The 11,780-nt window shown below is 71.2% G+C and carries 15 protein-coding genes; 6 read left to right on the forward strand and 9 right to left on the reverse strand.

The genetic code is table 11. The features are described from left to right. Nucleotides 1-51: 51 nt before the first annotated feature. From Q1B24_RS00750 to Q1B24_RS00765, 4 genes are all read right to left on the reverse strand, one after another. Entirely contained in the window at nt 52-369 is a 318-nt protein-coding gene (locus Q1B24_RS00750) for a winged helix-turn-helix domain-containing protein (protein WP_299922149.1), read from the reverse strand. Nucleotides 370-467: 98 nt separating this feature from the next. After that, a complete protein-coding gene (locus tag Q1B24_RS00755) occupies nt 468-1,487 on the reverse strand; it encodes an adenylate/guanylate cyclase domain-containing protein (RefSeq protein ID WP_299922151.1) in 1,020 nt (339 codons plus the stop codon). Further along, nucleotides 1,477-1,980 carry a PH domain-containing protein gene (locus Q1B24_RS00760; RefSeq protein ID WP_299922153.1) on the reverse strand — a complete coding sequence of 168 codons (504 nt, stop codon included), beginning with the start codon at nt 1,978-1,980 and terminating at the stop codon, nt 1,477-1,479. The genes Q1B24_RS00755 and Q1B24_RS00760 overlap by 11 nt, the downstream gene beginning before the upstream one ends. A 32-nt stretch (nt 1,981-2,012) precedes the next feature. Further along, nucleotides 2,013-2,810: a biotin--[acetyl-CoA-carboxylase] ligase gene (locus Q1B24_RS00765; protein ID WP_299922155.1), complete on the reverse strand. Its 798-nt coding sequence runs from the start codon at nt 2,808-2,810 to the stop codon at nt 2,013-2,015. A 19-nt stretch (nt 2,811-2,829) separates the two neighbouring features. On the opposite strand from Q1B24_RS00765, the gene Q1B24_RS00770 reads away from it, so the two are divergent. From Q1B24_RS00770 to Q1B24_RS00795, 6 genes are read left to right on the forward strand one after another with little or no spacing between them, the layout of a single operon-like run. Then, the gene (locus tag Q1B24_RS00770; RefSeq protein WP_299922157.1) at nt 2,830-4,455 is read left to right on the forward strand and encodes an acyl-CoA carboxylase subunit beta; all 1,626 of its coding nucleotides are present in this window, start codon (nt 2,830-2,832) and stop codon (nt 4,453-4,455) included. Further along, nucleotides 4,452-4,670 carry an acyl-CoA carboxylase subunit epsilon gene (locus tag Q1B24_RS00775; protein WP_299922159.1) on the forward strand — a complete coding sequence of 73 codons (219 nt, stop codon included), beginning with the start codon at nt 4,452-4,454 and terminating at the stop codon, nt 4,668-4,670. Before Q1B24_RS00770 ends, Q1B24_RS00775 begins: the two co-directional genes overlap by 4 nt. A 44-nt stretch (nt 4,671-4,714) precedes the next feature. Then, nucleotides 4,715-4,894 (forward strand): hypothetical protein, encoded by a 180-nt coding sequence (locus tag Q1B24_RS00780; protein ID WP_299922162.1) that lies wholly within the window; start codon nt 4,715-4,717, stop codon nt 4,892-4,894. Beyond that, on the forward strand, nt 4,891-5,523 hold the full coding sequence (locus Q1B24_RS00785) for a nucleoside triphosphate pyrophosphatase (RefSeq protein WP_299922164.1): 633 nt from the start codon (nt 4,891-4,893) through the stop codon (nt 5,521-5,523). The genes Q1B24_RS00780 and Q1B24_RS00785 overlap by 4 nt, the downstream gene beginning before the upstream one ends. Nucleotides 5,524-5,541: 18 nt before the next feature. Then, a complete protein-coding gene (locus Q1B24_RS00790; protein WP_299922166.1) occupies nt 5,542-6,183 on the forward strand; it encodes a CDP-alcohol phosphatidyltransferase family protein in 642 nt (213 codons plus the stop codon). Beyond that, nucleotides 6,183-6,641, forward strand: a complete 459-nt coding sequence (locus tag Q1B24_RS00795; RefSeq protein ID WP_299922168.1) for a VTT domain-containing protein — start codon at nt 6,183-6,185, stop codon at nt 6,639-6,641. The genes Q1B24_RS00790 and Q1B24_RS00795 overlap by 1 nt, the downstream gene beginning before the upstream one ends. 30 nt (nt 6,642-6,671) lie before the next feature. On the opposite strand, the gene Q1B24_RS00800 is transcribed toward Q1B24_RS00795, so the two are convergent. From Q1B24_RS00800 to Q1B24_RS00820, 5 genes are all read right to left on the reverse strand, one after another. Further along, nucleotides 6,672-7,886: an ABC transporter permease gene (locus Q1B24_RS00800; RefSeq protein WP_299922170.1), complete on the reverse strand. Its 1,215-nt coding sequence runs from the start codon at nt 7,884-7,886 to the stop codon at nt 6,672-6,674. Further along, nucleotides 7,883-8,764, reverse strand: coding sequence for an ATP-binding cassette domain-containing protein (locus Q1B24_RS00805; RefSeq protein ID WP_299922172.1), 882 nt, complete (start codon nt 8,762-8,764; stop codon nt 7,883-7,885). Before Q1B24_RS00805 ends, Q1B24_RS00800 begins: the two co-directional genes overlap by 4 nt. Before the next feature lie 81 nt (nt 8,765-8,845). Beyond that, entirely contained in the window at nt 8,846-9,538 is a 693-nt protein-coding gene (locus tag Q1B24_RS00810; protein WP_299922174.1) for a response regulator transcription factor, read from the reverse strand. After that, nucleotides 9,535-10,884 (reverse strand): sensor histidine kinase, encoded by a 1,350-nt coding sequence (locus Q1B24_RS00815; RefSeq protein WP_299922177.1) that lies wholly within the window; start codon nt 10,882-10,884, stop codon nt 9,535-9,537. Before Q1B24_RS00815 ends, Q1B24_RS00810 begins: the two co-directional genes overlap by 4 nt. Before the next feature lie 210 nt (nt 10,885-11,094). After that, on the reverse strand, nt 11,095-11,760 hold the full coding sequence (locus Q1B24_RS00820) for an AIM24 family protein (protein ID WP_299922178.1): 666 nt from the start codon (nt 11,758-11,760) through the stop codon (nt 11,095-11,097). Nucleotides 11,761-11,780 lie beyond the last annotated feature (20 nt).

An 11,780-nucleotide genomic window follows, 5' to 3' on the forward strand; every position in this document is an offset into this window, starting at 1 on the left:
CCGGAGCCTATGCGACCCGGTGCGCGGCCCCCGCCGCGGTCTCGCGGGACCTCAGCCGACGACCCTGTCCGCGGTCGGTTCGAACCGCAGGCCGCGACCGCGGTGGGTGGTGATCAGCGTGGGCCGGCGGGGGTCGTCGCCGAGCTTGCGGCGCAGCCAGCCCAGGTGCACGTCGATGGTCTTGGAGTTGGTGTAGAACGACGTCTGCCACACCTCGGCCATCAGCTCGCTGCGGGTGACGATGTCGCCCGGGCGCGCCATCAGGGCGTGCAGGAGCTGGAACTCCTTGCGGGAGAGCCTGATCTCGCGGTCGCCACGCCACACCTGTCGCGAGGTGGGGTCGAGTCGTACGTCCTGCACAGCCAACACGCGCTGAAACGTAGGGACCGCTCGACGCCGGGGTGGTCCTTATGGGTGAATTGTGGACGACTGGTCTGGTCCACCTGACCGGCCCGCGCAGGGCAGGCTCAGCGGCGGCGTACGGCCACCGGCTCCACGAGCCCGAAGCCGCGCACCGGGCGGGCCGGCAGCCGGCGGTCCTCCCACTCCTCGTCCGGGAGCAGGTCGGCGGTGTTCTGGTCGACGATGAGCCGGTTGCGTCGCGCGACCTGGGTCAGGCGGGCAGCCATGTTGACCGGCGGTCCGAAGATGTCGCCGAGACGCTGGACCACGGGGCCGCTGGCCAGGCCGAGCCGGACGTCGGGCATCTTCGGGTCGCGGCCGATGACGTTGATGATGCCCTCGGCCACCCCGACCGCCTCCTCGGCGGTGTTGGTGACGAAGAGGACGGAGTCGCCGAGGCTCTTGATGATGCGGCCGCCGTAGCGGGCGACGACGTCCTGGCACCGGCTCTCGAAGACCTCGACGAGGTCGCCGATCTCGTCGCGGTCGAGGGTGTTGGAGAGCGCGGTGAAGGAGACCAGGTCGGCGAACCCGACGGTCACCTCGATGGTGTGGAGGTCCTCGTCCTTGGCCCCCATCGCCTCGATCCGACCGACGGCGGCGGCGAGGTGGCGCCGCCAGGCGTAGACCAGGAGCCGCTCGAAGGGCGGGTTGACCTCGTCGATGAGCCGCAGCGCCGACCCGATGCGCGAGCCGGTGGCCTCGTCCCCGGCCTCCATCTCCTCCACCCGGCTGACCAGCGTGGAGACCTCCCAGTCGGCGAGGCGGGCCATCGTCTGGCCGACGCCGCGGGTGAGGTTGACGGCCGTGTCGAAGTCGACGGCCCCGGAGTCGACGAAGCCCATGAGGGTGCCGACGGCCTCGATGTCGGCGGCCGTGTAGGCCTTCTCGCCGCTGAACTCGGGGAAGCCGAGCGCACGCCACAGGCGCCGGGTCTGCTCGATCGTCACACCGGTCTCGGCAGCCACCTCGAGGGCGTTGAAGGCCGGCTCGCTGCGCAGGATGGCGTGGTCGAGCTGCTCCCCCGGCGGGTCCTGGGGGCCCTTGTCCCGAGGGCCGCCGCGCCGCTTGCGGTCAGGCGCCATCGTCGCGGCGGTCGCCACTCGAGAGCCGGTGGAGCTGCTCGGCGACCTGCAGCTGCACCTGCTCGACGTCGGGGATGTCGCGGAGCATCACGCTCCCGGCGGTGCTCGCGTCGGAGACGACCAGGGTGCCGCAGCCGAAGATGCGGTCGACCAGGCCGATCTCGAAGTCCACGCCGCTGATCCGGTTGAGCGGGATCGTGCGGCCCTCCTTGGCGATGAAGCCGGAGCGCTTGATGAAGCGGCGGTTGGTGAAGGTGTAGGTGGTCGTGAGCCAGCGCAGGAGGGGACCGAGCACGAACGCCACGAGTCCCACCGCGAAGATCACCCAGACGGCCACCGTGCCGGTGGTCCCCTCGATCAGCCCGTTCGCGACGAACGCCAGGACCAGCGCCACGACCAGCGCGAGGCCCGGCAGGACCAGTGCCTTGGGGTGCGTCCGGGTGGAGACGACGACGTGCTCACCGGGGTTGAGGAGCTTGCTGGGGAACGCCACCCGCCGATCATGTCACCCGGGGTGCGTGCCTGCTAGGCGGGACGCACGTGCACGACGTCGCCCGCGGCGACCGTGAACGCCCCGTCGTCGGTGCCGACCACGAGCGCCCCGCTCGCGTCGATGTCGAGCGCCTCGCCGCGGCGTACGTCGCCCCCCGGCAGGTGGACGTCGACGGTCCGGCCCAGCGTCACGCACACGTCGGCGTAGGCCCGGCGCAGCGACTCCACGTCGTCGAGCAGGCCCTGCAGGCCGTGCAGCGACCCGAGCACCTGGTTGAGGAGGCCCGTGCGCTCCACCGGCTCCCCGGTCTCGAGCGAGATCGACGTGGCGAGCGCGACCGGGAGCTCGTCGAGCGTCTGGTCGACGTTGATGCCGACGCCCACGACCGCCACCGGACCGGCAGCGGTCTCGACCCGCTCGACGAGGATCCCGCACACCTTGCGACCGGTGCCGGAACCGTCGTCGACGAGGACGTCGTTGGGCCACTTGAGCGCGGCGTCGGGCAGCCGGTCGGCCAGCGCGGCCTGGACGGCGTACCCGGTCAGCAGCGGCAGCCACGACCACGACGCCGGCGGCACCTCGGGGCGCAGCAGCACCGAGAAGGTCAACGAGGAGCGGGCCGGGGTCTCCCACGACCGGTCGAGCCGACCGCGCCCCGCAGTCTGGTGCTCGGTGACCAGCACCAGGCCCGGCTCCTCGCCGGCGCGGGCCCGTTCCGAGACCACCGCGTTGGTCGACGGAGCGGCCTCGACCACCTCCACGCGCCAGCCGATGGGCGCCGTGAGCCGGTCGAGGTCGAGGGGTGGGCGAGGTGCCGGGCTGGGCGTCATGGGGTCTAGATTGCCCCACATGAGCGCACAGCCGGGTGAAGCCACCGACGTCCCCTCAGAGTCGGAGATCGACCTCCACACGACCGCGGGCAAGCTCGCGGACCTCGAGCGGCGCCTCGACGAGGCGGTGCACGCCGGGTCGGCCAAGGCGATCGAGAAGCAGCACGCCAAGGGCCGCCGCACCGCCCGCGAGCGCATCGAGATGCTCTTCGACGAGGGCACCTTCGTGGAGCTCGACGAGCTGGCGCGGCACCGCTCGACGGCGTTCGGGCTGGAGAAGAACCGCCCCTACGGCGACGGCGTGGTGACCGGTTACGGCGAGGTCAACGGTCGCATGGTGTGCGTCTTCAGCCAGGACTTCACCGTCTTCGGCGGCTCGCTGGGCGAGGTCTACGGCGAGAAGATCACCAAGGTCATGGACCTGGCGATGAAGACCGGCTGCCCGATCATCGGCATCAACGAGGGCGCCGGTGCCCGCATCCAGGAGGGCGTGGTCTCCCTCGGCCTCTACGGCGAGATCTTCCGCCGCAACGTGCACGCCTCCGGCGTGATCCCGCAGATCAGCATGATCATGGGCAACTGCGCCGGCGGCCACGTCTACTCCCCCGCGGTCACCGACTTCACGGTCATGGTCGACCAGACCTCCGCGATGTTCATCACCGGTCCCGACGTGATCAAGACCGTCACCGGCGAGGACGTCACGATGGAGGACCTCGGCGGTGCGCGCACGCACAACACCAAGTCGGGCAACGCCCACTACATGGCCTCCGACGAGGAGGACGCCATCGAGTACGTCAAGGCGATGCTGTCCTACCTCCCGCAGAACAACCTCGACCCGGCCCCGGTCTTCGACGAGGCGCCCGACATGGAGGTCACCGACCTCGACCGGTCGCTGGACACGATCATCCCCGACGGCGCGAACCAGCCCTACGACATGCACGACGTGATCACCGCCGTCGTGGACGACGAGGACTTCCTCGAGGTCCAGGAGCTGTTCGCCCCCAACATCCTCATCGGGTTCGGCCGTGTCGAGGGCCAGTCGGTCGGCGTCGTGGCCAACCAGCCGATGCAGTTCGCCGGCACCCTCGACATCGACGCCTCCGAGAAGGCCGCGCGCTTCGTGCGCTTCTGCGACGCGTTCAACATCCCGGTCCTGACGTTCGTCGACGTGCCCGGCTTCCTGCCCGGCACCGACCAGGAGTGGGACGGCATCATCCGCCGCGGCGCCAAGCTCATCTACGCCTACGCCGAGGCCACCGTCCCGCTGATCACGGTCATCACCCGAAAGGCCTACGGCGGCGCCTACGACGTGATGGGATCCAAGCACCTCGGCGCCGACATCAACGTCGCCTGGCCCACCGCCCAGATCGCCGTGATGGGCGCCCAGGGTGCCGCCAACATCCTGCACCGCAAGACGCTGAAGAAGGTCGCCGACGAGGGCGGTGACGTCGAGGCCCGGCGCGCCCAGCTCATCGACGAGTACGAGACCACGCTCGCCAACCCCTACATCGCCGCCGAGCGGGGCTACATCGACGCCGTGATCGCGCCTCACGAGACTCGCATCGAGGTCGTCCGCGCCCTCCGACTGCTGCGCACCAAGCGCGAGAGCCTGCCGCCCAAGAAGCACGGGAACATCCCGCTGTGACCGACGAGCAGGAGACCCCGATCCTCCGGGTCGTCAACGCCGACGCCACGGCCGAGGAGATCGCCGCGCTGGTCGCCGTGTTCTCCGCGCTGGGCTCGGCCGGGGGCGAGGCGCCCGAACGACCCCGCTCGACGTGGAGCCACCCCGCGCGGGGCGTACGACGTACGCACCGCCACGGCCCCGGCGCCTGGCGCGCCAGCGGCCTGCCCGGCTGAACGTCGCCGCGCTCCACTGTCGGGCGGAGGCTAGGGTCACCGGCGTGACCGAACCCCTTCTGGACGAGCGCAGGGTCGACGCCCTCTGCGACGCCTACGTCGAGGACTACTGCGCCCTCGACCCGCTGGCCGACTTCTCGCCGGCCGGCGACAACGCCCGCGCGGCGCTCGACCTGGGCTCGCTCGGGCTCGACCCGCTGCGCGCGGCGCTGGGGCGCCTGTGACGGCCGCGCGCGTCCCGCTGGTCCTGGCGTCCGCCTCCCCCGCCCGGCTGGCCACCCTGCGGTCCGCGGGCATCGAGCCGGTCGTGATCATCAGCGGGGTCGACGAGGACCAGGTGAGCGGCCTGCCGCCGGCCGAGCTGGCGCTCCAGCTCGCCGAGCTCAAGTGCGCCGCCGTCGCGGTGCGGGACGACGTACCTCCCGACGCCCTCGTCCTCGGCTGTGACTCGGTGCTGGAACTGCAACCGGCACCCGGCGCGGGCGGGCACGGCGAGGCGCTCGGCAAGCCGCACGACGCCGACGAGGCACGGGAGCGGTGGCGGTCGATGCGTGGGCGCACCGCGGTCCTGCACAGCGGCCACAGCCTGCGTGAGGTCGCCACCGGCCGGGTGGCCGCGGCGACCGGCTCGACCCTCGTGCACTTCGCCGACGTGGGTGACGACGAGATCGAGGCGTACGTCGCCACCGGCGAGCCGCTGCACGTCGCCGGGGCCTTCACGATCGACGGCTTCGGCGGCGCCTTCGTGCGTGGCATCGAGGGCGACCACCACAACGTGGTGGGCGTGAGCCTGCCGCTGCTGCGCGAGCTGGTCCTCGAGCTCGGCCACGCGTGGACCGACCTGTGGACCTGACCCGATAGCATCCCGGGCGTGGGGAGCGGGGTGGAGGGAGAGGTGCCGGCACGTCCGGTGGCCGACCCGGAGGACCGTTACGGCGTCCGCGAGGAGCGCCTGCTGACCGGCGCCACCGTGATCACCGCGGTCCGCACGGTCGCGTCGGTCGTGCTCGCGGCGATGGCAGCGCACCAGCAGAGCCTGACGCTGCTCGTCGTCGCCCTCGGCGTCTACTGGGTCGGCGACATGCTCGACGGCTTCTACGCCCGGGTGCGCGACTGCGAGACCCGCATCGGGGCCGTGCTCGACGTCATCTGCGACCGGTTCAACGCCGCCGCGTTCTACATCGGTCTCGCCTGGCTGCAGCCCGACCTGTCGCCGGCGATCTTCGTCTACCTCGCCGAGTTCATGGTCGTCGACTTCTTCCTGTCGATCGCGTTCCTCGCCTGGCCGATCCGCAGCCCCAACTACTTCTTCGTCGTCGACCGGCCGATCTGGCTGTGGAACTGGTCCAAGCCCGCCAAGGCCGTCAACAGCGCGCTCTTCGCCGTGCTGCTCCTCGTCACCGGCTGGATGTGGGTCGGGCTGGCGATCGCCTCGGCGCTCCTGGTCCTCAAGTGCGTGTCGCTGCGCCGTCTCGTGCAGATCGGCCTGCCGGTCCCGGGAGCCGCGGGCTGATGCTGTTCTGGAGCGTCATGGGCGCCTCGATCGCCTCCGCCCTCGTGCCGCTCATCAACATCGAGGCCATCCTGGTGGTCTCGGTCAGCCAGGCTCCCGGCCAGCTGTGGGGCCTGCTGGTGGCCGCCACGATCGGGCAGATGCTCGGCAAGATCCTCTGGTACTGGGGCGGCATGCACGTCGACCGCGCCCCTTGGGTCCACCGCCAGCTCGAGAAGCCCAAGGCGCGGGCCTCGTTGGACAGGTGGCACGAGCGCGCGGAGGGCCGGCCGTGGTTCACGGCCGGCCTGCTCTTCGTCTCCGCGAGCACCGGCATCCCGCCGTACGCCGTCACCGCGGTGCTCGCCGGGACGCTGCGGGTGCCGTTCTGGATCTTCATGGTGACCGGTCTGCTCGGGCGCGGTCTGCGGTTCTGGGCGGTGGTGACGGGGACCTCGTCGCTGGTGCACCTCTTCTGAGGTCCCCGCCGTCCGATCAGGTCGGTGCCGTCACTCGGCCGCGGCCCACGCCTGCCGGAGGCTGACCCGCCCGCCGGTCTGCAGCAGCGCCCGACGGTAGAGGCGCTCCCCGATCCAGACCGTGACCGCGGCGAACGCGGCCAGCAGGCCCAGCGCCAGCAGCGGCTCCCACCACTCGACGCCACCGGCCAGGATGCGCTTGGGCATCACCACCGCCGAGACGGGCGGCACGAACGACGCGATCACCTGTCCCCTGCCGTCGAGCGAGAGCCCGCCGAAGAACATCACGAGCATCAGCATCGTCAGCGGCGTCGAGGTCGCCTGGAGGTCCTCGGTGCGCGAGGCGAGCGACCCGGCGACCGCCCAGAGGCAGGCCAGGGCCACGAAGCCGGCGAAGAAGAACCCGATGAACCACGCTGTCGGACCGGACAGCGCCGGGACGTAGGACGAGAAGGACGTGAACGACAGCCCCACCAGGCCGACCGCGAGGTAGACCAGCAGCTGGATCATCGCCAGGGCGGTGTTGCCGAGCACCTTGCCGGCGAGCAGGTGTCGCAGCGGGATGGCGGCCGCGATGATCTCCACGATCCGGCTCTGCTTCTCCTCGATCACCGACGAGGCCAGCTGCATGCCGAAGACGAGGGCGGCGAAGTAGAAGAGGAAGACGAACACGAAGCCGACCGCCTCGGCCACGCCGGCCCTCTCGGCGTCCCCGCGCAGGAAGTCGGTGCTGACCGCGCTCCCGGCCTGCAGGGCCTCCACCGTGGTGCCGACCTCGGCGGCGTTGTCGGCGAGCACCTGCTGGCGTACGACCGCCTCCACGACGCTGGTCAACGAGCCCTGCTCGCTCGACTCCGAGGTCAGCTGCCACCCGTCGTCGGCCGGGTGCAGCCAGGCGTCTGCCTCGTCGTCGAGGAGGGCCGCCTCGGCCGCGCCACGGTCGTCGACCTCGACAACGGTGACCTCGACGTCGTCGTCGACCTGCGGCGCGCCGTCGGCGACCGTCGTGGCCATCGCGACCGAGTCGGGGGTGGCGGCCAGCGTGACCTGGTCGGTCCGCTCCTCCTGCCAGGCGTTGAAGCCGATGAAGCCCGCGATGAGCACGACCATGAACGCCGTTCCGAAGAGGAAGGACTTGTCGGTGATCCGCGAGACGACCTCCCGACGGGTGACGAGCAGCCAGGCGGGCTCGGTGCTCCGGTCGTCGTCCTCGTTGCCCATCTCGTTGGACGTGGCGGTGTTCATGCGGTGGCCTCCCGGTAGATCTCGCTGAGGGCCGGGCGGACCCGGACGAACTCGTGGACGTCGCCGCGGCCGGTGGCCTCGGCGACGAGGTGCTGCTCGGCGCCGTCCTGGCGGACCTCCACCAGCGCGGTCGACCCGTCGAGGTCGAGGACCTCCAGCCCGCGCAGGTCACGGACCCAACCGGCGTCGCCGCCGAGGACGAGGCGGAAGCGCGGCACCCCCGCGTCGCGCAGCTCCGCAACCGTCCCGGCGGCGACCCGGCGTCCTTGGGACAGCACGACCAGCCGGTCGCACAGTCGCTCGACGAGGTCGAGCTGGTGGCTGGAGAAGAGGACCGGCACGCCGTCGCGGGTGTACTCACGCAGCAGGTCGACCATCGAGTCGACGGCCTTCGGGTCGAGACCCGAGAAGGGCTCGTCGAGGACGAGCGCGGCCGGCCGGGGCAGCACCGAGGCGATGATCTGCACCCGCTGCTGGTTGCCCAGCGACAGCTTCTCCAGGTGGTCCTTGGTCCGCTCCCCCAGCCCGAACCGCTCCAGCAGCTCGGTCACCTGGGTGCGGGCGGCGACCCGCTCCATGCCCTTGAGCTGGGCGATGTAGACGAGCTGGTCGAGGATCGGCTGCTTGGGATAGAGACCGCGCTCCTCGGGCATGTAACCGATCCGACGGCGGTCCAGCCGGGTGATGGGTCGGCCCTGCCACAGCACCTCACCCTCGTCGATGCCGAGCACGCCCATCACCATCCGCATGGTCGTGGTCTTGCCCGCACCGTTGCCGCCGACGAAACCCGTCATCAGCCCGGCTGGCACCTCGAACGACACGTGGTCCACGGCGGTGTTGTCACCGAACCGCCTGGTCAGCTCCCTGATCTCCAACATGACCACGACGCTAGTGACCGCTGGGGTCCGTGTGATCCACCGTGCGACGGAACCTCCCGGCGGACTCCGTGCCTGCTCCGCTCACTCCTCCGTCGGGAGGATGAGGCCGGCCTCGTAGGCGTAGATGACCGCCTGCACCCGGCCGCGCAGGTGCAGCTTGGCCAGCACGTTGGACACGTGGGTCTTCACCGTCGCCTCGCCCAGCACGAGCGTGCCGGCGATCTCACCGTTGGACAGGCCACGCCCGAGCAGCACCAGCACCTCCCGCTCGCGGGCGGTGAGCAGCGCCAGCTCCCGCGGCTCGGCCCGGTCGGGGGCCTCGGGGACCGCGTCGGGCGCCGCCGCCCCTCCGGCCATCTTGCCGATGACGCGGCGGGTCACCTCCGGCGCAAGCAGTGCGTGCCCACGGCCTGCGGCGCGTACGGCGTCGAGGAGCTGCTCCGGTCCGGCGTTCTTCAGCAGGAAGCCACTCGCCCCTGCCTGCAGGGCGTCGAAGAGGTAGTCGTCGCGGTCGAAGGTCGTCACGATGACGACGTGCCCGAGGTCGTCGGCGACGAGGTGGCGGGTGGCCTCGATCCCGTCCATCCGCGGCATCTGGACGTCCATCAGCACCACGTCGGGGCGGGTAGCCCGGGCGCGCTCGATCGCCTCCAACCCGTCGGCGGCCTCACCGACGACCTCGATGTCGTCCTCGACGGACAGGACCATCGCGAAGCCGGACCGGACCATCGCGTGGTCGTCGACCAGCAGGACCGTCAGCGGGCGCTCCGTCACGACGCCACCAGCGGGTAGCGCACGCGGACCCGGTAGCCGCCCGTCACGCGCGGTCCGATGTCGACCTGGCCGTCGTGGGTGGCGGCGCGCTCACGGATGCCGAGCTGGCCGAGACCGCTGCCGGACGTGCCGTGGCGCGGTCGGCCGTTGTCGACCACCTCGACCTCCGCGTAGGCGGCGGCCTCGTGCACCCGGACCACGACCGAGACGGTGTCGGCGGTGCTGTGGCGACGGACGTTGGTCAGCGCCTCCTGGACCGTGCGGTAGACCGCGAGCCCGATGCCGCGCGGGAGCCGGCTCGTCGCGCACGGCTGGTCCTCGACGACGTCGAGGCGGACGGCGAGCCCCTCCCGGTTCGCCTGCGCGACGAGGTCGGGCAGGGCGTCGACGCCGGCCTCCGACGTACGCATCCCGCTCGCGGTGTCCGCGCCGTCGGTGCCGTCGTCCCAGCTGTCCGCCGGTCCCTCGCGCAGGGTCCCGAGCAGGCGGCGCATCTGCGTCAACGCGTCGCGGGAGGCCTCCTCGACGTGCGAGAGGGCCGTACGCGCTGCGTCGGGGTCGCGGTCGAGGACCCGTCGTGCCGCTCCCGCCTGGATGCCCATCGCGGAGACGCCGTGGGCGACGACGTCGTGCAGCTCGCGGGCGATGCGCAGACGCTCGTCGACGACGGCCTGCTCGCGCAGCCGGCCGGCCTGCGCGGAGATGGTGGCGGCCTGCTCCTGCAGGCGGATGCGCTGCCGGGCGGCCCGCCAGGACACGCCGCCACCGACGATGGCGCCGCCGAAGTAGATGACGTTGACCAGCAGCGTGATCGCCACCGCGGCGGGGATCGCGCCGAACAGCCCGATCCGCTCGCCGTCCCGGGCCTCGTCGATCATGTCCTGGGCAGCCGAGCCAACGGCGAACTGCCAGGTGATCCACGCGAACATGAACAGCACGATCGTGCCGATGACGACGACCATCGCGCGACGGTCCCGGGCGTAGGCGACGCCCGAGAGCAGGGCGACGAAGTAGACGATCTGCAACGACACCTGCCCCATCACCTGCGGCATCGTCACGCCGGCGACGAACATGTGCAGTGCGGCGAGGCTCGCGACCACCAGCGGCCACCGCCGCCGGCCCAGGAGGAGCGCGGCCCCGGTCGACACGGCGAGCCACTGCGTCCACACCGGGACGTCGGTGTGGTCGAGCCCGCCTGCGCTGCGCACGAGCTCGAGCGCCAGCAGGCTGACGGCCTCCACGCTGGCCGCGAGTACGACGTCCTGACGCCCGACCGGCGGCCTCGGCCGCTCCCACTCGTCGTCCACGCCGAACCACGTGAGGGCGCGCTGGCTCGTGCTGGGCATGGGGCGAGGGTAGATCGGGCCCCGCGCCACCGGATCCGTCGGGAGGAGGAGATCAGATCTACGAGCGGTTGCGCACACTCGGCCCGGCGGACGGGTTCACTGGTCCCGGCGTCGTGCAACCTGTGAGGCGTCCGGGGCGTGTTGGGTGTCTGAGGGCGTCCGACGAGCGTCGGGACAGGTCGCTGAGGGGGACGCGGGTAGCGCCAGCCATCAGTGACTGTGAGGGACCACCACCCGGCCCTCGCTGGCCTGGACGACGACGAACCCTTGACCGCTGAACCCGAGCTGGAAGGCCTCGCCTGAGCCACGCCCGATGAGTGCACCGGCGCCGGCGGTGCGTCGTACGGTTGTGGTGAGCGACGACGACCAGGCGATCGCCGCCTGGATGTCGGCGTACGTCGGCGCGTCGACGTCGAGGACGACCGGCGTGCCGTGCGAGGTGATGGCGACGGTGCCTGTGCCGGTGAACGTGGTGTTGAAGACGCCGCCGGCCATCATCGAAGCCCCCTCGACCTTCTTGATGTCCCACGAGAGGGTCGAGTCGAAGGCCAGCACGTTGCTGCCGTTGACGGTCAGGGAGTCGTTCTCGAGGTTGACGAGGTGGATCTCCATCGCGTCGTCGGCGAAGAAGACGTCACCGCGTCCCGAGACCTTCATCAGCGGCATGCCCTCGCCGGTGAAGGTCTTCTTCAGGAACTTCCCCATGCCGCCCGCGCTCTGGTAGGCGAAGTCGACCTGGCCCTGGTAGGCGACCATCGCGCCTTGTCGTCCCATCACGTCCCCGTCGAGCGCGACCCGGAGCATCTTCGGGTTCTGCAACGCGAACCGATCGGTGCCGGAGGACTCGAGGTTCGTGCCGAAAAGTTCGCTGCGCATGGGTCTCTCCTCTGAGTTGG

Source organism: uncultured Nocardioides sp. (assembly GCF_947488025.1).
In the GTDB taxonomy this organism is placed as follows: domain Bacteria; phylum Actinomycetota; class Actinomycetes; order Propionibacteriales; family Nocardioidaceae; genus Nocardioides.